The sequence below is a fragment of the Sphingopyxis sp. H115 genome (assembly GCF_001468465.1).
Taxonomy (GTDB): domain Bacteria; phylum Pseudomonadota; class Alphaproteobacteria; order Sphingomonadales; family Sphingomonadaceae; genus Sphingopyxis.
This window is the reverse complement of record NZ_LNSA01000017.1, coordinates 34,929-51,881: the sequence shown is the minus strand read 5'-3', so window position 1 is coordinate 51,881 and position 16,953 is coordinate 34,929. Positions and strand designations below refer to the sequence as shown.

At 63.9% G+C, this 16,953-nt stretch carries 18 protein-coding genes and 1 tRNA gene; 9 read left to right on the top strand and 10 right to left on the bottom strand.

What is annotated here, in order from left to right:
* Position 1 precedes the first annotated feature (1 nt).
* The 3 genes from ATE71_RS13130 to astD form a co-directional block, all read right to left on the bottom strand.
* Complete coding sequence (locus ATE71_RS13130; RefSeq protein ID WP_058803756.1) at positions 2 to 298, bottom strand: DUF2849 domain-containing protein; 297 nt, start codon at positions 296 to 298, stop codon at positions 2 to 4.
* Complete coding sequence (cobA, locus tag ATE71_RS13125; RefSeq protein ID WP_058803755.1) at positions 295 to 1,083, bottom strand: uroporphyrinogen-III C-methyltransferase; 789 nt, start codon at positions 1,081 to 1,083, stop codon at positions 295 to 297. The genes ATE71_RS13130 and cobA overlap by 4 nt, the downstream gene beginning before the upstream one ends.
* Positions 1,084 to 1,247: 164 nt before the next feature.
* Positions 1,248 to 2,693, bottom strand: a complete 1,446-nt coding sequence (astD, locus tag ATE71_RS13120; RefSeq protein ID WP_058803754.1) for a succinylglutamate-semialdehyde dehydrogenase — start codon at positions 2,691 to 2,693, stop codon at positions 1,248 to 1,250.
* 157 nt (positions 2,694 to 2,850) lie between these two features.
* Here astD and ATE71_RS13115 point away from each other — a divergent pair, with 157 nt between their 5' ends.
* The 3 genes from ATE71_RS13115 to ATE71_RS13105 all read left to right on the top strand — a co-directional run bounded on the left by ATE71_RS13115 (position 2,851) and on the right by ATE71_RS13105 (position 6,417).
* Positions 2,851 to 3,744, top strand: a complete 894-nt coding sequence (locus ATE71_RS13115) for an alpha/beta fold hydrolase (protein WP_058803753.1) — start codon at positions 2,851 to 2,853, stop codon at positions 3,742 to 3,744.
* A complete protein-coding gene (locus tag ATE71_RS13110; RefSeq protein ID WP_058803752.1) occupies positions 3,741 to 4,925 on the top strand; it encodes a glycosyltransferase in 1,185 nt (394 codons plus the stop codon). The genes ATE71_RS13115 and ATE71_RS13110 overlap by 4 nt, the downstream gene beginning before the upstream one ends.
* Before the next feature lie 88 nt (positions 4,926 to 5,013).
* The gene (locus ATE71_RS13105) at positions 5,014 to 6,417 is read left to right on the top strand and encodes an NAD(P)H-dependent flavin oxidoreductase (protein WP_058803751.1); all 1,404 of its coding nucleotides are present in this window, start codon (positions 5,014 to 5,016) and stop codon (positions 6,415 to 6,417) included.
* Between the two features lie 167 nt (positions 6,418 to 6,584).
* On the opposite strand, the gene ATE71_RS13100 is transcribed toward ATE71_RS13105, so the two are convergent.
* Entirely contained in the window at positions 6,585 to 7,583 is a 999-nt protein-coding gene (locus tag ATE71_RS13100; protein WP_058803750.1) for a 2-hydroxyacid dehydrogenase, read from the bottom strand.
* Positions 7,584 to 7,709: 126 nt separating this feature from the next.
* Here ATE71_RS13100 and ATE71_RS13095 point away from each other — a divergent pair, with 126 nt between their 5' ends.
* Together ATE71_RS13095 and ATE71_RS22190 are read left to right on the top strand one after the other, a co-directional pair.
* Positions 7,710 to 8,174 carry an SH3 domain-containing protein gene (locus ATE71_RS13095; protein WP_058803749.1) on the top strand — a complete coding sequence of 155 codons (465 nt, stop codon included), beginning with the start codon at positions 7,710 to 7,712 and terminating at the stop codon, positions 8,172 to 8,174.
* Positions 8,175 to 8,241: 67 nt separating this feature from the next.
* Positions 8,242 to 8,640: a hypothetical protein gene (locus ATE71_RS22190; protein WP_152998775.1), complete on the top strand. Its 399-nt coding sequence runs from the start codon at positions 8,242 to 8,244 to the stop codon at positions 8,638 to 8,640.
* Positions 8,641 to 8,726: 86 nt separating this feature from the next.
* On the opposite strand, the gene ATE71_RS13090 is transcribed toward ATE71_RS22190, so the two are convergent.
* From ATE71_RS13090 to ATE71_RS13080, 3 genes are all read right to left on the bottom strand, one after another.
* The gene (locus ATE71_RS13090) at positions 8,727 to 9,194 is read right to left on the bottom strand and encodes a hypothetical protein (RefSeq protein WP_058803748.1); all 468 of its coding nucleotides are present in this window, start codon (positions 9,192 to 9,194) and stop codon (positions 8,727 to 8,729) included.
* A 195-nt stretch (positions 9,195 to 9,389) separates the two neighbouring features.
* A complete protein-coding gene (locus tag ATE71_RS13085; protein ID WP_058803747.1) occupies positions 9,390 to 10,577 on the bottom strand; it encodes an acetyl-CoA C-acyltransferase in 1,188 nt (395 codons plus the stop codon).
* A gap of 321 nt (positions 10,578 to 10,898) precedes the next feature.
* Positions 10,899 to 11,729, bottom strand: coding sequence for a 23S rRNA (adenine(2030)-N(6))-methyltransferase RlmJ (locus ATE71_RS13080; RefSeq protein WP_058803746.1), 831 nt, complete (start codon positions 11,727 to 11,729; stop codon positions 10,899 to 10,901).
* A gap of 242 nt (positions 11,730 to 11,971) precedes the next feature.
* On the opposite strand from ATE71_RS13080, the gene ATE71_RS13075 reads away from it, so the two are divergent.
* Positions 11,972 to 13,426, top strand: coding sequence for a coniferyl aldehyde dehydrogenase (locus tag ATE71_RS13075; RefSeq protein ID WP_058803745.1), 1,455 nt, complete (start codon positions 11,972 to 11,974; stop codon positions 13,424 to 13,426).
* A gap of 67 nt (positions 13,427 to 13,493) precedes the next feature.
* Positions 13,494 to 13,578 (top strand) — tRNA-Leu (locus ATE71_RS13070).
* A 7-nt stretch (positions 13,579 to 13,585) separates the two neighbouring features.
* Here ATE71_RS13070 and ATE71_RS22905 read toward each other — a convergent pair.
* On the bottom strand, positions 13,586 to 13,762 hold the full coding sequence (locus ATE71_RS22905) for a hypothetical protein (protein WP_235588011.1): 177 nt from the start codon (positions 13,760 to 13,762) through the stop codon (positions 13,586 to 13,588).
* Positions 13,763 to 13,894: 132 nt separating this feature from the next.
* Here ATE71_RS22905 and ATE71_RS13065 point away from each other — a divergent pair, with 132 nt between their 5' ends.
* Entirely contained in the window at positions 13,895 to 14,515 is a 621-nt protein-coding gene (locus tag ATE71_RS13065) for a PilZ domain-containing protein (protein ID WP_058803811.1), read from the top strand.
* A 3-nt stretch (positions 14,516 to 14,518) separates the two neighbouring features.
* Here ATE71_RS13065 and ATE71_RS13060 read toward each other — a convergent pair whose 3' ends face one another.
* The gene (locus ATE71_RS13060) at positions 14,519 to 15,163 is read right to left on the bottom strand and encodes an FABP family protein (RefSeq protein WP_058803744.1); all 645 of its coding nucleotides are present in this window, start codon (positions 15,161 to 15,163) and stop codon (positions 14,519 to 14,521) included.
* A gap of 112 nt (positions 15,164 to 15,275) precedes the next feature.
* Between ATE71_RS13060 and ATE71_RS13055 the strand changes: the two genes are divergently transcribed.
* Positions 15,276 to 16,058 carry an alpha/beta fold hydrolase gene (locus ATE71_RS13055; RefSeq protein WP_058803743.1) on the top strand — a complete coding sequence of 261 codons (783 nt, stop codon included), beginning with the start codon at positions 15,276 to 15,278 and terminating at the stop codon, positions 16,056 to 16,058.
* 9 nt (positions 16,059 to 16,067) lie between these two features.
* On the opposite strand, the gene aguB is transcribed toward ATE71_RS13055, so the two are convergent.
* Positions 16,068 to 16,919 carry an N-carbamoylputrescine amidase gene (gene aguB / locus ATE71_RS13050; protein WP_058803742.1) on the bottom strand — a complete coding sequence of 284 codons (852 nt, stop codon included), beginning with the start codon at positions 16,917 to 16,919 and terminating at the stop codon, positions 16,068 to 16,070.
* Positions 16,920 to 16,953 lie beyond the last annotated feature (34 nt).

Sequence of the window (16,953 nt, the reverse complement as noted above, 5' to 3'; positions counted from 1 at the left end):
GTCAGATCACCCAGTCGCCGGCGTTGGGGTCGGCGGGTTTCAGAGTCAGGTCGGGGCGCACGGTCGGGCCGAGCGCGCGGATGCGGTCCTTGATATGCGCGGGGCGCGGACCGTCGGGAGTCATTTCGCCCGCGATAATATAGGGGGCGTTGACGCGGCGCGCGCCTTCCTCGGCGGCGAGGATCGCCTCGCCCTGTTCGCCGACGTCGGCGGCGTCTTCGATATGCAGCGACCAGTCGGCGCCGGTCCACCAGGTGACAAATCCTGTTTTCAGGTCGTTGCCGGTGAGCAGTTTCATGCAAAATTCCCCAGTTTTTCGGCGACGCCAGGGGCGCCGAGGCAATCGAGTGCATCGGCGCGCGCCGCGACCTTGCCAACGATAATCAGCGCCGGGCTTTTCACCGCTTCGCGCGAAACAAGATCGCCAAGGTCGGTGAGCAGGGTGCGCAGCACGCGCGCATCGGCGGTGGTGCCGCGCTCGATCACCGCGACGGGCAGGCCGGGCGACACGCCGTCGGCGATCAGCTTGTCGGCGATCGCGGTTGCGGTGGCGATGCCCATATAGATGACGAGGGTGCGACCATGGCCCGCGAGGCCCGACCAGTCCTGGTCGGAGAGATCCTTGCACTGTCCCGCGACAAAGCTGACCGCACTCGCGTCCTCGCGGTGGGTGAGGGGAAGGCCCGCCTGCGCGGCGCAGCCCGCGGCGGCAGTGATGCCGGGGACGACTTCGCAGGCGATGCCCGCTTCGCGCGCGGCATCGAGTTCCTCGCCGCCACGACCGAAAATGAACGGATCGCCGCCCTTGAGCCGCACGACCTGCTTGCCCGCGAGCGTCTCGCGGACGAGCAGCTCGTTGATCAGTTCTTGCTTCATCGTATGGCGGCTGCGCTGCTTGGCGACGCCGATGCGTTCGACATGCGGCGGGATCAGCGCCAGCACGCCTTCGCCGACGAGGCCGTCATGGACGACAATGTCGGCGCTGCCGAGCAGGCGCGCAGCGCGTAACGTCAGCAGATCTGGGTCACCCGGACCGGCGCCGACGAGCCACAGTTTGCCAGCAGAGGGGAAAGTCTTTTCCATGCTGGAGAAGATGGTTCACGTACCCGGAAAGCGCAAAGCAGGCTTTGTTGACGCGGGTGTAGGTAAAATTGCCCCTCCATCATCGTCACCCCGGACTAGATCCGGGGTCTATGATCCCGCTGCTGGAATGGACCCCCGATCAAGTCTGGGGTGACGAGGGTCATTCAGAGATACTTCTTCGTCACCAGCTGCGATCCTTCGGGATCGCGCAGCCCCACGCCGATCGACGCGCGCATCGCGTCGCTTTCGCTGCTGGCAACCGGATAGGCGCAGTAATCGGCAGCGTAAAAGGCGCTCGGCCGGTGGTTGCCCGACAGGCCGATTCCGCCGAACGGCGCGGCGGACGAGGCGCCGTTGGTCGGGCGGTTCCAGTTGATCACCCCGGCGCGGGCGTTGGCCCAGAACTGGTCGTAAAGCTGCGGCGTCCCGCCGATCAGTGATGCGGAAAGGCCGAAGGCGGTGTTGTTCGCTTCGGCGATCGCCGCCTCGAAACTGCCGACACGGATCACTTGGAGCAGCGGGCCGAACAGTTCGATATCGGGCCGCTCGGGCATTTCGGTGACATCGATGATCCCGGGCGTCAGAAAGGGGCGCCCGGCGATCGGGCGCGTCATGTGGCGGATCACCTTGCCACCGTTCGACATCAGGACCAGAAAGCTTTCGGTCAGGCCGTCAGCGGCCTCATTGTCGATCACCGGCCCCATATAGGGGGCCGGATCGGCGTGCGGATGATCGACGATCAGCCGGTTCGCAAGGTCGCGGACCTCGTCGATCAGCCGGTCGGCAAGACTGTCCCTGACGATCAGTCGCCGCGCGTTGCTGCATCGTTGCCCGGCGCTGAGAAACGCCGACTGGACGACGAGGATCGCCGCGGTGCGAATGTCGGCGGTGTCCCACACGATGATCGGATTGTTGCCGCCCATTTCGAGCGCGAGCATCTTGCCCGGCTGACCGGCGAACTGGCGGTTGAGTGCGAGCCCGGTGCGCGCCGAGCCAGTGAACAGCAGCCCGTCGATGCCTTCGTGCCCCGCGAGTGCCTTGCCCGTGTCGGGGCCACCCACGACGAGGCGTAGCACCTCTTGCGGCACGCCTGCGCTATGGAAGAGTTCGACGAGCTTCGCGCCGACCGCCGGGGTCTTTTCCGACGGCTTGAAGATCACCGAATTGCCCGCGATCAAAGCCGGCACAATGTGCCCGTTGGGAAGATGCGCCGGAAAATTATAGGGGCCGAGGACGGCAAGCGTGCCGTGCGGCTTGTGGCGCACCGCGTTGCGCAGCCCCATCGCGCCTTCGATGCGGCGGTTGGGCGTGCGCTCGGCATAGGCGGTGACCGAGATATTGACCTTGTTGCAGACCGATTCGACCTCGGTGCGCGCTTCCCAAAGCGGCTTTCCCGTTTCGCGCGCGATCAGGTCGGCGAAGGCTTCGGCTTCGGCTTTTACCCGATCGACGAAACGCCGCAGCGTTTCCGTACGGAAAGCGACGGGCTTCGACGCCCATTCGGGCCATGCGCGGCGAGCGATCTCGACCTCCGCATCGACGTCGCTGACCGGACCGCGCCACAGCTCTTCGCCGGTCGCGGGTTCGAAGGAAATCAAGGACTCGCTCATGGTCGCCCGCGTCTTATCGGTGAAAACGGGCAGGGGCAACCTGCGCCGCGAACATGCGACGGATCGCTTGCACCATGCCTCATGGTTCGCGATAGAATGGGGAACGAGCCCGGCGCGCCGGGACGGGACAGGCCTTGACGCAAGGGGACGTGCCATATTGGCGAAACAGGAAAGCCGCCGCGATTGGTCGGACCATTATTGGTGGTCGCCCGACGGCGTCCGGCTGCATGCGCGCGTCTATGCGGGCCCCGAAGCGGCCGCGCAGGCGCCGCCGATCCTGTGCATGCCCGGCCTTGCGCGCAACGCCCGCGATTTCGAGCTGTTGGCCCCGCACCTTGCGCAATATCGCAAGACGATTGTGGTCGAGTTTCGCGGTCGCGGCGAGAGCGCTTTTGCCAAGGATCCGATGACATATGTGCCGCTGACATATGTGCAGGATGTCGTGGCGCTGCTCGACGAATTGGGCATCGAACGTTTCGCCACGATTGGGACGTCTCTCGGCGGGCTGGTTTCGATGCTGATGGCGGCGACATTGCCGGGGCGGCTAACCGGTGCGGTGCTGAACGATGTCGGGCCCGAATTGGAGACTGCGGGGCTGGAGCGGATCCGCGACTATATCGGCGCGGGGGGCAGCCAGCCGACATGGATGCACGCCGCGCGGGCCTTCTCCGAACTCAACGCAGCCATTTATCCGGGCTATGGAATCCACGACTGGCTGCGGCTTACCAAGCGGACGCACCGGCTGACCGCCGAGGGGCGGATCGTCACCGACTATGACAAGCAGATCGCGGCGCCACTGCGCGTGCCGAACGGCGGCGATGCGGGAGTCGACCTGTGGCCGGCCTATCGCGCGCTGGGCGACGTTCCGTTGCTGATCCTGCGCGGCGCGCTGTCCGACATTCTCGCGCGTGCAGCGGGCGAGAAAATGGTCGCTGAACTGACGCACGCGCGGCTCGTCGAAGTGCCGGGGGTCGGCCATGCGCCGACGATGGACGAGCCCGAAGCGCGCGCGGCCATCGATGCGTGGGTCGCCAGCCTGCCATCTGCATGACCGGATACGGCGACATGGTGGTACGCGAGCATCCGGTTCGTATCCTTCATTTGCACTCGAGCTTTTCGCTGGGTGGGAAGGAAGCACGCGCGGTGCGGCTGATGAACCTGATGCAGGATCGCGCGCAGCACACGATCCTGTCGGCGGTCCCCGATGCGTTCGGCGCCCGCGACGCGATCGATCCCGGAATCGACGTGCGCTTTCCGGTCGACGCCCCGCCGCTCGCCGGTCGGCCATCGCCGCGCCGGTACGAGGCGCTTGCGCGTTACATGCTCAATTTCGACCTGGTGCTGAGCTATAATTGGGGCGCGATGGACGGGGCGATGGCGCACCGCATCTATTGGCGCCGCTGGTCGCATTTTCTGCCGCCCAATCTGGTCCATCACGAGGATGGGTTCAACGAAGATGAAAGCGTCAAGCGTAACTGGAAGCGTAATCTGTTTCGGCGTTGTGCGCTGGCGTCTGCTGGCGCGGTGGTCGTCCCGTCGGCCTTGCTCGCGCGCATCGCCACCGACGAATGGAAGCTTGGCGCGCGCGTCGAACTGATCCGGAACGGGATCGACGTCGCCGCTTATGCGAGGTCGCCTGCCGTCGCGATTCCCGGTTTCGAGCGGCGGCCGGGCGAAGTGGTCATCGGGACAGTGGCGGGGCTGCGACGCGTGAAGGATTTGCCGCGGCTGGTGCGTGCGGTGGCGTCGGTGCCGGACCCTGTGCGACTGGTTATCGTCGGCGAAGGGCCCGAACGCGGCGCAATCGAGGCGGAGGCGGCGCGATGCGGGATCGCGGATCGCGTCGTTCTGGCCGGGTTCATGCCCGAACCGGCGCGCTGGATCGGGCATTTCGACCTGCTCGCGCTGTCGTCGCTCAGCGAACAGGCGCCGATCGCGGTGATCGAGGCGATGGCGGCGGGTCTGCCCGTGGTCAGCCCGGCAGTCGGTGATGTGGCTGCGATGGTCTCCGACGCGAACCGGACCTTCATTGCCGATGACGAGGCGGGGTTTCGCGCCGCGCTCGCGCGCATGGCAGCCGATGGCGCGCTGCGCACGGCCGTCGGCGAGGAAAATCGGCGGATCGCCGCCGAACACTTCGACGAATCTGGGATGGTCGCGGCCTACCAAAAGCTCTATGCTCGCGCGATGGAAGGTTATGACGTTTTCACAGGGACGCTCACTCGGCTTTGATTGACAAGTCGGGCCGATTTCCGCTTACGCAAACGCAAACGGGGGCCGGTTCGCAAGCGCGGATCGGCGGAGAGAGAGAAGGTTTAGAGTGTTCAAAGGTTTGAAGCCCATCCTTTATGGCGGGCGTGAGGTCTGGCCGCTGGTCGAAGGCGGCAAGGGCGTGTCGGCGACCAACCATATGTCGAGCGGCGCTTGGGCCGCGGCAGGCGGCATCGGCACCGTGTCGGCGGTCAACGCCGACAGCTACGACGCCGAAGGCAAGATGATCCCGCAAATCTATCGTGCGCTGACACGCCGGGAGCGGCACGAGGAATTGATTCAGTACGGGATCGAGGGCGCGGTCGCGCAAGTTAAGCGCGCCTATGACGTGTCGGGCGGCAAGGGCGCGATCAACATCAACGTGCTGTGGGAAATGGGCGGCGCGCAGCAGATCCTCGAAGGCGTACTCGAGCGGACCAAGGGCTTGGTTGCGGGCGTCACCTGCGGAGCGGGCATGCCGTATAAGTTGAGCGAAATCGCCGCGCGGCATAATGTCCTCTACCTGCCCATCATCAGTTCGGCGCGCGCTTTTCGCGCATTGTGGAAGCGGGCTTACAGCAAGGTTCCACACCTGCTCGGCGCGGTGGTGTATGAAGATCCCTGGCTCGCCGGCGGGCACAACGGCCTGTCCAATGCCGAAGATCCGCTGGTGCCGCAGGATCCCTATCCGCGCGTCGCAGCGGTGCGCGAAACGATGCGCGCGGAGGGAATCGCCGACGACGTGCCGATCGTGATGGCCGGCGGCGTCTGGTATTTGCGCGATTGGGAAAACTGGATCGACAATGCCGAACTCGGCCAGATTGCGTTTCAGTACGGCACGCGACCTCTGCTCACTGAGGAAAGCCCGATCCCGCAGCAGTGGAAGGACCGCCTCCGCACGCTCGACGACGGCGACGTGCTGCTCCACCGCTTTTCGCCGACCGGATTCTATTCCAGCGCGGTGCGCAATCCGTTCCTGCGCGATCTCGAGGCGCGTTCGGAACGCCAGATCCCCTATTCGAAGCAGGAAGCGGGCGATCATATCGTCCAGCTCGACGTCGGGGTGAAGGGCAAGAATTTCTGGGTCACCCCGCACGACCGCGCGCGCGCGCGCGACTGGTTCGCCGAAGGCTATACCGAGGCGCTCAAGACCCCCGACAATACGGTGGTGTTCGTGACCGAGGCCGACAAGGCGATGATCCGCAAGGACCAGACCGATTGCATGGGCTGTCTGTCGCATTGCGGTTTTTCATCGTGGAAGGACCATGACGATTACACCACCGGCTATCTCGCCGATCCGCGCAGCTTCTGCATCCAGAAAACGCTGCAGGACATCGCGCACGGCGGCGACGTCGAACAGAATCTGATGTTCGCGGGCCACGCTGCGTTCAATTTCAAGACCGATCCCTTTTATTCCAATAATTTCACGCCGACGGTGAAGCAGCTGGTCGACCGAATCCTGACGGGGGATTGAACGACGCTTCGTCCTTGCGAGCGCAGCGAAGCAATCCAGAGCGGCTTGTCACGCTCTGGATTGCTTCGCTGCGCTCGCAATGACGGAGTTTTATTGAGCTTGTCATTGCGAGGAGCGCAGCGACGAAGCAATCTAGAGTTGTAATAAACCGACCTTAGCGGCAGGCCTTACGCCCACCCTTCCAGCACCTGATCGGGCGGCCTGTGCCCGTCGCACCAGGCGCGGATATTGGCGATGACCTTTTCGCCCGAGGCTTCGCGGCCTTCGATCGTCGCCGAACCGAGGTGCGGGAGCAGCACCACATTCTGGAGCGCGAGCAGCGCCGGATCGACCGCGGGCTCGTGCGTATAGACGTCGAGCCCGGCGCCCGCGATGCGGCCGGTCTGGAGCGCCGCGATCATCGCCTTTTCATCGACGATCTCGCCGCGCGCGGTGTTGATGAGATAGGCGGTCGGCTTCATCGCGCCGATGCGCGCGGCGTTGACCATTTCGTGCGTTTCGCTGGTGTGCGGGCAATGGATTGTCACGACGTCGCTGATGCGGAGCAGCGTGTCGACGCTGGCATGATAGCTCGCGCCCAGCTCTTCCTCGATGGTTTCGGGCAGGCGCCGGCGGTTGTGGTAATGGATCGACAGGCCGAACGCGCGCGCGCGCCGCGCGACCGCCAGGCCGATGCGCCCCATGCCGATGATGCCCAGCAATTTTCCGCCGACGCGGTGGCCCAGCATCGCGCTGGGTGCCCAGCCGGCCCATTGGCCCGACCGCATCAGCTTCTCGCCCTCGGCCAGCCGGCGCGGCACGCTGAGGATCAGCGCCATCGTCATGTCGGCGGTATCTTCGGTAAAGACCCCCGGCGTGTTCGACACCATGATGCCCTTGGCGCGCGCGGCGGCGAGGTCAATATGGTCGACGCCCGCCCCGAAATTGGCGATCAGCTTCAGCCGGTCGCCCGCTGCGGCGATGACCTCGGCGTCAATCTCGTCGGTCACCGTCGGCACGAATACGTCGCAATCGGCAACCGCTGCCTTTAATTCGTCGCGCGTAAAGGCGTGATCGTGCGCGGACAGCGCAACATCGAAAAGCTCGGCCATGCGTGCTTCGACGTGCGGCATCAACTGCCTGGAGACAATGACGCGCGGGCGTTTCGGGCGGTTGGAATCGGGCATGGCGGTCGATAGAGCGCGGCGCGGGGCGGCGGTCAAGAGCGGGGGCAATGAAAAGGCTGGGGATGAACGCAGCCTTTTGCGCGGTGAGCGGTTGAAATGCGGATATGAGTTTGACAAGGCAAAGCGATGACCAGCCGCCATATATTCGCCGCCGCCGTGCTGATGGCCAGTGTGGGACCGGCCGCCGCGCAATCCCAACCCGACGTCGAAGTGCCTTATTGGGCGTCGATCAGCGTCGATAAGGCTCGGATGCGCAAGGGGCCGTCGCCCGACGTGCCGGTAATGTGGGAGTATCGGCGAAAGGATTTGCCCGTAAAGGTGATCGCGCGCCACGAAAACTGGCGCAAGGTCGAAGATCCCGACGGGGCGCAGGGTTGGATGGCCGCGCGCCTCTTGAGCCGGACCCGCACCGCGATCGTCACCGGGGAAATCCGTCCGATGCGTGAGGATGCGAGCGTCTCTGCGGCAATCGCTTATCGCGCCGAACCCGGCGTCGTCGGACGGATCAGCGATTGTAGGAACGGCTGGTGCCTGTTCGACGTCAAGGGCCGCAAGGGCTGGATCCAGACCGACCATATCTGGGGCGATTGACGGCCCACGATCGGCGGCGGGAAACGACCGATTGCGGACACCAAAAGATTTCGGCATGGTCTGAGAAATGAACCCCGCCCCGACCAAATCCGAACGCATGGAGTTGCGCAAGGCGATCGGCAATAGGGTCATCACCGGTCCTCAAGTTCCGCCTTATCACCGTGGACCGGAATTGCTCGTAGCTCACGCTTGCTTTGATTGTCGAAAATCATGGAAGCTGTCCGAGGAAAGCTCTGCAATTTGTCCACAATGCGGGAAGCCAGTCAACTGGATGGGCCGAGCATTCAAAGCCCCAAAGAAGACAGACGGCGAGCAGTGGAAAAAGGTTGAGACACTGTGGCGGGCGGGGTTTCGATTTTTCCCTAACACTGGCTGGCGTAAGGCTGAACCATACCCCGAGCGGTTGCGCGACGTGGCAAAGTTCGTTGCTGACAATCCGAAGCATCCGTTTCGAGTTGAGAGCTGACGTCTGCTAAACACCCAGAGCTGTCATCCAGCGCCCCAATAAAAGGGCCGGACGATCGCTCGTCCGGCCCCTTCTGTCGCTAGCGGTTAGCGCCACCGGAAATGGTTGCGGTAAACCCGCACGACCTTGCCGCTGCGCATATTGACGAGCAAAAGGTCGTTATAGTGCCGGACATAGGTCAGGTTGCGACCCGCCCGCGGCACGCCCCAGCGGCTGTCCCAGGCCGGACGATAGGCCGGGGCATAATAGTTCGAACGGAGCGTCGCGCCGACGCGGAACTGCTGGTAGCGGAAGGGAGCGCGATAATTCTGGTAGCGCGTGTCGCGGCGCCAGTCGCGCTTGCTGTCGCGCAGGTCGCGCTTGGCGTCGCGATACTCGCGGCGTTCCTCGCGGACGTCGCCGCGGTCTCCATAGCGCACTGCGTCGCGATATTCGCGGCGTTCCTCGCGAACGTCGCGGCGGTCTTCGCGGATATCGCGGGTCTGGGCCTGCGCGACGGCCGGAACCATCATCGCGGCGATCAGGCCGGCGGCGAGAAATTTGGTCTTCTTCATCTTGCCATTCCTTTCAATCCGTCAGGGGGAGGGGGATCTGCCCGATGACTGATGACGGGATAGGCGATTCGATTTGAACGGAGTCGGAATGCGCCGTTTATTTTCAGGCCATTAGTGTCGCAAACTGTCGCATCCTAACGACGAAAGGGCGCCGTCTTGCGACGACGCCCCGGAACCTTCGTCGAGGAATGGAAATCAGACGAGTTCGACCGCCACCGCCGTCGCTTCGCCGCCGCCGATGCACAGGCTGGCAATGCCGCGCGTCTTGCCGTGGCGCTGCAGCGCCGCGATCAGCGTGGTAATGATGCGGGTGCCGCTGGCGCCGATCGGATGGCCCAGCGCGGTGGCACCGCCGTGGACGTTGATCTTGTCGTGCGGGATGCCGAGGTCGTGCATCGCGAACATCGCGACGCAGGCAAAGGCTTCGTTGACTTCGAACAGGTCGACGTCGCCGATCGACCAGCCGGTCTTGGCGAGCAATTTGTTGATCGCGCCGACGGGGGCGACGGTGAAGTCCTTGGGTTCCTGCGCGTGCGCGGCATGCGCGACGAGGCGCGCGACGGGCTTGGCGCCCTTCGCCTCGGCGACCGACTGGCGCGTCAACACCACCGCGGCGGCGCCGTCGGAGATCGAGCTGCTGGTCGCGGCGGTGATCGTGCCGTCCTTGGCAAAGGCGGGCTTCAAGGTCGGGATCTTGTCGGGCATCGCCTTGCCGGGGGCTTCGTCGGTGTCGACGATCACGTCGCCCTTGCGGCCCGAAATCGTGACCGGCGCAATTTCGGCGGCAAAGGCGCCGTCGGCGATCGCCGCCTTGGCGCGGCTCAGCGATTCGAGCGTATAATCATCCTGCGACTGGCGGCTGAGCTGATAGGCGTCGGCGGTATCCTGCGCAAAGGTACCCATCGCGCGGCCCGCCTCATAGGCGTCTTCGAGACCGTCGAGGAACATATGGTCATAAGCGGTGTCGTGCCCGATGCGCGCGCCCGAGCGATGCTTCTTGAGCAAATAGGGCGCGTTGGTCATCGATTCCATGCCGCCTGCGACCACGAGGTCGATGCTGCCCGCGGCGAGCGCTTCGGCGCCCATGATGACCGTCTGCATGCCCGAACCGCACACCTTGTTCACGGTCGTCGCCTGCACCGACTTGGGCAGGCCCGCCTTGATCGCGGCCTGGCGCGCCGGCGCCTGGCCCAGCCCGGCAGGGAGCACACAGCCCATATAGATACGCTCGATATCGTCGCCCGACACGCCCGCGCGCTCGACCGCCGCCTTCACCGCGGTCGCGCCAAGGTCGGTCGCGCTCGCGTCCGACAAGGCGCCCTGCATGCCGCCCATCGGGGTGCGGGCGTAGGAGAGGAAGACGACGGGATCGGTGGCGGTCATGGCAAAAGACTCCGTAGGGGAAAACTGGATCGGCGGCCCGATTAGCCCAAATGCTGCAACTGCGAAAGGGGGCGATCTCCCACCCCCGGTTTGCCGGGGGAAAGGGCGGTCCAACCCCGCGGCGCCGCATCAAAGTTCAGCAAAGTTCAGCCCAATGACGAACCCGTCGGCCTTGCCGCTCCGTAGCAATCGGCGGTGGAGTCGCGGGCCGGAGCGGGAGGGTCGCCGTTCATCCGCCATCTTGAAGCATAGCGAAATATATTAGGAAAGCGGTTTTTCGTGGAGGGGTTTCGCGGAGGGCGACGAAGGCGAGGGCCGTTTTTAACCGTCCAACCAATCGCAGATCATCTGTCCCCGATGCCCCTCCGGCGCCAGCGCGGCCCGCATGGCTTCCAGCAGCGGTGGCAACGCCTGCGTGAAGGCATAAGGCGGGTTGACGATGAAAAGGCCCGCGCCGTTATAGATGCCGGGCTGATCGCGATCATACAGCCAATGCTCGACCACCAGAAACTTCGGGATGCCGAGTTTCCGCAACTGCTGCTTCCACCGCATATGCGTCTCGCGGTCCTTCAGCGGATACCAGATCACCGTCACCCCATGCGCCCATTTGCGGTGCGCAGCGGCAAGAGTGGACGTGATGCGCGCGCGTTCGTCGGTCTGCTCATAGGGTGGATCGACCACCACGACGCCGCGCGAAGTGCGCGTCGGCAGCAGCGCCAGCCAAAGCTCGTAGGCGTCGCGCTGATGCACCGCGGCCGTTGTGCCGCGCATCACGCCGCGCAGCGTGTAGGCATCATCGGGATGCTTCTCATTCAGGATCAGGACATCCTGCGGACGCAGAAGCGGCGCCAGAACCTGCGGCGAGCCGGGGTAGAGGCGCGGCTCGGCCCCGGCATTCACCGCCTGCACGGCGGCGCGGTAGTCGTCCAACAAGGGATTGGTGTCGGCAAAGGCGCGCAGCACGCCCTGTGTCGCCTCGCCGGTGCGTTGCGCCTCCTCGCCGCCGAGGTCGTAGAGCCCGCAACCGGCATGGGTGTCGATCAGGGTCAGCGCGCCCTCTTTGAGCTGCAAGGCGCGCACGAGGGAGATCAGGAGGCCATGCTTTACGACATCGGCGCTATTGCCCGCATGGAAGGAATGGCGATAATTCATCGTAATTCAAAATCCTGGCGATCTGCCTTCATGCAGACGGCTGGGCGCAGAAGCCGAGCACGAGGCGGTGGAAGAAGGCCCGTATAGAGTCGGGCGGAAAGCTTCAAAACATTCTGCGCAAGGCCGCAAGGCCGCGTTAGCGATCGTCACCCAAGGCGGAGTTGCCGCGGACGCGGGTTTCAACTTGCAACTAACCGCGCGGCATGGTGAAATGCGACAAATCCAAAAGGGGGAGACGGGTCATGGCCACCGCGATCAAGCAGGATCTAGCCGGCGAAACGGCGCGCATGCACGAAGTGCTCGCCGCGCAAAAGGCGAGCTTCACCGCCGCGATGCCCGAAAGCCTCGCCGTCCGCACCGATCGCATCGACCGTGCGATTGCCTTGCTTGTCGATAATGCCGAGGAATTTGCGAAGGCGGTGAGCGAGGATTTCGGCCATCGCAGCCGTGAACAGACGCTGATGACCGACATCATGCCGTCGGTCAGTGCCTTGAAGCATGCAAAAAAGCATATGGCTGCCTGGTCGAAGGGCGAGAAGCGGAAGCCCACTTTCCCGCTCGGGCTGCTCGGCGCGAAGGCCGAGGTCGTCTATCAGCCGAAGGGCGTCGTCGGGGTCGTCGCACCGTGGAACTTCCCCGTCGGCATGGTATTCGTTCCGATGGCGGGCATCCTTGCCGCGGGCAACCGGGCGATGATCAAGCCCAGCGAATTCACCGAAAATGTGTCGGCGCTGATGGCACGGCTCGTTCCCGATTATTTCGACGAGAGCGAAATGGCGGTGTTCACCGGCGATGCCGAAGTGGGCATCGCTTTCTCGAAGCTCGCCTTCGACCATATGATCTTCACCGGCGCGACAAGTGTGGGCCGGCATATCATGCGCGCCGCGGCCGATAATCTCGTCCCCGTCACGCTCGAGCTTGGCGGCAAGTCGCCCACCTTCATCGGACGCAGCGCCAACAAGGACCTCGTCGGGCAGCGGGTAGCGCTCGGCAAGATGATGAATGCGGGGCAGATATGCCTCGCGCCCGACTATCTGCTCGTTGCCGAGGACCAGGAAGGCGAGGTGATCGACAGTGTGACCAAAGGCGCGGCAGCGCTCTATCCGACGCTGCTTGCGAATGACGATTATACGTCGGTGGTCAACGGGCGGAACTACGATCGGCTGCAATCCTACCTTGCCGACGCGCGCGAGAAGGGTGCCGAGGTGATCGAGGTCAATCCGGGCGGTGAGGATTTCGCGAGCGCCAACGGCCATAAGATGCCGCTCCATATCGTCCGCAATCCGACCGACGACATGAAGGTGATGCAAGAGGAAATCTTTGGGCCCGTGCTGCCGGTCAAAACCTATAAGACGATCGACGAGGCGATCGACTATGTGAACGCGAACGACCGGCCGCTCGGCCTCTATTATTTCGGGCAGGACAAGAGCGAGGAAGAGCGCGTGCTCACCCGGACGATCTCGGGCGGGGTCACGGTCAACGACGTGCTGTTCCACAATGCGATGGAGGACCTGCCCTTCGGCGGGGTCGGGCCGTCGGGCATGGGCAATTATCATGGCGTCGACGGCTTCCGCACCTTCAGCCATGCGCGCGCGGTCTATCGCCAGCCCAAGCTTGACGTCGCGGGACTTGCCGGCTTCAAACCGCCCTATGGCAAGGCAACAGCCAAAACGCTCGCGAAAGAACTCAAGAAATAGCTTGGCAAGATATGGCGCTTCGCCCTAGGGGAAGCGCCGCGCGTTCCGGCGCGCCAAGCTGTCTTGGGCCCCTGTGGTGAAATTGGTAGACGCGCTCGACTCAAAATCGAGTTCCGCAAGGAGTGCTGGTTCGAGTCCGGCCAGGGGCACCAATTCCTTCTAATTCGATCGACCCGATGCGCGGCTAGTAAGCGCGCCGATCCGCGTGGCCGCGATTGTTTTCACATCGGCACTTAATCCGGGCGCTTGCGCACCGTAAATTATGCAAAATGCGAAATTATCCGCTTGGTCAAGCGATCGACCGGCTTCGCGCGAAACGGCGATATTGAATTCCATTAACTATGATTGGCAATGTAATTGAATAATAATCAAATTTCCGATATTATCATTCTGCGCATTTTGAGTGTTTTGCAGTATTGATAGGAACTTACTGTTTCCATCTGACGCTGTCGGGATAAGGTGATGGCCATGAATCAACGTCTCTTCTCCGATCCGGCAGAGGAGCAGGGCGGTGCCGCCGGCGGCGATCGCCGCGGCGGAGACCGCTATCGTACGGTGTGGCGCATCGCCAAGGTTCTGCGCAACGGCGATGCCGGCTTGTGGCGCGTTCGCAATATTTCCGACCGCGGCATGATGCTTGCTGCTGACGTGCCCATCGCCGTCGGGGAGAAGCTTGAGATCGCGCTGTCCGACACGGTCGTTATTCGCGGAGAGGTCGTCTGGTCCGATGCGGGACGATGCGGCGTCTCGTTCGACAAGGAAGTTGATGTTGCTGATGTGCTCAAGCAATTGGCGGCCGAGCAGCGTGCCACGGGATATCGCCAGCCGCGTCTGCCCGTGCATACGCGCGCGCAGGCCGTGACCGACGACGGCTCAAGCGAGATCGAACTCGTCGACCTGTCGCAAAATGGCGCCGGTTTCATCCATGACGGCCATCTGGAGGTCGGCAAGGAGCTGGACCTGATCCTGGCGGGCGAGGTCAAGCGCCGCGCCATCGTGCGCTGGTCGCGCGCCGGGCGCGGCGGCCTCTGGCTCACCCAGCCGCTCGATCGCACCGACCTCGAGAGTATCCACCGCTTCGAAAGCTGAGGCTCAGGCGGCGCCGCGGACGATCTTGGCCCAGGGGTTGAGGTCGGGTTCGGCGGTCTTGGTCAGCCGGTTGCGGTCGCGGTGCCGGAACAATTCGTTGCGGCCCTTCACCATCAGCATCGTGTCCGAGACATAGCTCCACGATCCATCGTCGTGGAAATCGACCGCGAGTTCATAGCTGTCGGTACGGAAGGCGAGGTCGAGGAACGTCGTCGAGCAGATGCCATATTCGGTTTGGCCGCGCTCCGCTTTCACGACGAGCCGTTTCGCGTCGGGCGCGGCATGGCCGGCCGCGATCGCGATCTGTCCGCGCGGGATCGCCAGCGTCTGCAGGATCAGGCCTGTCGTTGCTTCATAAAGCCAGTAGCCGACCTGGTCGTGAAAGGTGATATCTTCTTCGCGCGTGTTGATGTGGACATGGTAGCGCAAGCCGTAGAAGAGCTGCGGGCCGTTCGCCTGCGGGTCGATCGGCTGCATTTCGATCCGCTCGTAATATTGGCGCGTTTCAGGGCCTTCCGCCTTGGGATTGATATCGACGCCGCGCTGTCCCTCCCAGACGCCCGCGAGGCGTGCGAGCGGACCCAGGTTGGCGAGCGTTTCGGGATCGACGTCTTCCGGTTCGGTGAAAATATCCTCGGGAATATCCATTCTGCTCGCCCCAATGCAGTGGTCCGGCAGTGCGATGGTGCCGGTGTAACCGATCGGTTATCCTGCCCGAAGCTGATGGTCGATAGTGAAGTCGATTTCAGGGAGTTTTTGCATGAGTCAGCGTCTGTTGGACCGTCGCCGGTTTTCGGCCGCGCTTGCCGGTGTGGCCGCGATCCCGTTGATCGCGGGCGCGACGCGGACGATGGCCGCGGGCGCCGGTGCGCGCAATATCGTGCTCGTGCACGGCCTCTTTGCCGACGGATCTTGCTGGATCGACGTTATCGTTCGCCTGCAAGCCCGGGGCCTGAACGTGACGTCCGTCCAGAATCCGCTGACGACGCTGGCGGAATCCGTGGCGGCCGTCGAGCGGGTCCTTGCACGGCAGGACGGGCCGACCGTACTGGTCGGACACAGCTTTGGCGGCATGATCGTAACCCAGGCGGGGCTGCATCCGAAGGTGTCGGCGCTCGTCTATGTGGCAGCGCGGGCACCCGATGCGAATGAGAATTATGGTGCGCTGGCCGCGACCTATCCCGCGCCACCCGCCTCGGTGGGGATCGTATACGATGGCGACGAGGGATGGCTGGCCGAGCAGGCTTTTATGCGCGATTTCGCGGGCGACCTGCCCAAGGCACGGGCGCGGTCGCTCTATGCCGTCCAGCAGCCCTTCAACCGCGTCCTGCTGACGGGGCAAGTCACGCAGGCCGCCTGGCGATCAAAGCCGAGCTTTTATGCGGTCTCGGCGAACGACCGGACGATCAACCCCGATCTCCAGCGCTTTTTGGCAAAGCGGATGGGGGCGACGACGATCGAATTGCCGGCAAGCCATGTGTCGATGATTTCGCAGCCTGATGCGGTCGCAGAACTGATCGTCAAAGCAGCCGGCGCCGACTGACCGGTCGCGTCAGACGTCCTCGGCGAGCCGCCCGTAGAGCTGCGGTCGGCGGTCGCGGAAGAAGCCCATGCCCGCGCGGTGCTTTGCGGCGCGATCGAGGTCGATCGTTTCGACCAGCACGCCGGTTTCGCTCGCGCCGAAGGCCTGCGTCATGTCGCCCCATTCGTTGGTGATGAAGCTGTGACCATAGAAATTGGCGTCGCCCTCGCTGCCGATGCGGTTCGCCGCAATCACCGGCATGCAGTTCGACACCGCATGGCCGTGCATCGCGCGGCGCCACATGCGGCTGGTATCGAGATCGGCGTCATAAGGCTCGCTGCCGATCGCGGTCGGGTAAAGGAGCAGTTCGGCGCCCATCAGCGCCATCGCGCGCGCGCATTCGGGATACCATTGGTCCCAACACACCCCGACGCCGATCCGCGTGCCGAAAACATCCCATACCTTGAAGCCGGTGTTGCCGGGCCGGAAATAATATTTTTCCTCGTAACCGGGGCCGTCGGGAATGTGGCTCTTGCGGTACGTCCCCATGATCGCCCCGTCGGGGCCGATCATCGCGAGCGTGTTATAATAATGGGGGCCGTCCTTTTCGAAAAAGCTTGTCGGGATCGCGACCTTCAGCTTGGCGGCGAGCGCCTGCATCGCCACGACGCTCGGATGCTCGGCGGTCGGACGGGCGTTGGCGAAAAGCTCTTCTTCCTCGACCTGGCAGAAATAGGGGCCTTCGAAGAGTTCGGGGGGCAGGATTAGCCGCGCGCCCTTGGTGGCCGCTTCCTCTACAAGCGCCGAAACGGCCTCGATATTGGGCTGAACAGGGCCGGGCAGGGGAAGCTGCAGCGCGGCGACGGTGATGGTACGGGTCATGGCCTATCCGGTAAGCGGGAGTCGGGACGAAATA

What these genes read in the sequence shown, in the direction of transcription:
- ATE71_RS13130 (WP_058803756.1), bottom strand. Translation starts at nt 298, where the DNA reads ATGAAACTGCTCACCGGCAACGACCTGAAAACAGGATTTGTCACCTGG.
- cobA (WP_058803755.1), bottom strand. Translation starts at nt 1,083, where the DNA reads ATGGAAAAGACTTTCCCCTCTGCTGGCAAACTGTGGCTCGTCGGCGCC.
- astD (WP_058803754.1), bottom strand. Translation starts at nt 2,693, where the DNA reads ATGAGCGAGTCCTTGATTTCCTTCGAACCCGCGACCGGCGAAGAGCTG.
- ATE71_RS13110 (WP_058803752.1), top strand. Translation starts at nt 3,741, where the DNA reads ATGACCGGATACGGCGACATGGTGGTACGCGAGCATCCGGTTCGTATC.
- ATE71_RS13100 (WP_058803750.1), bottom strand. Translation starts at nt 7,583, where the DNA reads ATGCCCGATTCCAACCGCCCGAAACGCCCGCGCGTCATTGTCTCCAGG.
- ATE71_RS13095 (WP_058803749.1), top strand. Translation starts at nt 7,710, where the DNA reads ATGACCAGCCGCCATATATTCGCCGCCGCCGTGCTGATGGCCAGTGTG.
- ATE71_RS22190 (WP_152998775.1), top strand. Translation starts at nt 8,242, where the DNA reads ATGAACCCCGCCCCGACCAAATCCGAACGCATGGAGTTGCGCAAGGCG.
- ATE71_RS13090 (WP_058803748.1), bottom strand. Translation starts at nt 9,194, where the DNA reads ATGAAGAAGACCAAATTTCTCGCCGCCGGCCTGATCGCCGCGATGATG.
- ATE71_RS13085 (WP_058803747.1), bottom strand. Translation starts at nt 10,577, where the DNA reads ATGACCGCCACCGATCCCGTCGTCTTCCTCTCCTACGCCCGCACCCCG.
- ATE71_RS13080 (WP_058803746.1), bottom strand. Translation starts at nt 11,729, where the DNA reads ATGAATTATCGCCATTCCTTCCATGCGGGCAATAGCGCCGATGTCGTA.
- ATE71_RS13075 (WP_058803745.1), top strand. Translation starts at nt 11,972, where the DNA reads ATGGCCACCGCGATCAAGCAGGATCTAGCCGGCGAAACGGCGCGCATG.
- ATE71_RS22905 (WP_235588011.1), bottom strand. Translation starts at nt 13,762, where the DNA reads ATGGAATTCAATATCGCCGTTTCGCGCGAAGCCGGTCGATCGCTTGAC.
- ATE71_RS13065 (WP_058803811.1), top strand. Translation starts at nt 13,895, where the DNA reads ATGAATCAACGTCTCTTCTCCGATCCGGCAGAGGAGCAGGGCGGTGCC.
- ATE71_RS13060 (WP_058803744.1), bottom strand. Translation starts at nt 15,163, where the DNA reads ATGGATATTCCCGAGGATATTTTCACCGAACCGGAAGACGTCGATCCC.
- ATE71_RS13055 (WP_058803743.1), top strand. Translation starts at nt 15,276, where the DNA reads ATGAGTCAGCGTCTGTTGGACCGTCGCCGGTTTTCGGCCGCGCTTGCC.
- aguB (WP_058803742.1), bottom strand. Translation starts at nt 16,919, where the DNA reads ATGACCCGTACCATCACCGTCGCCGCGCTGCAGCTTCCCCTGCCCGGC.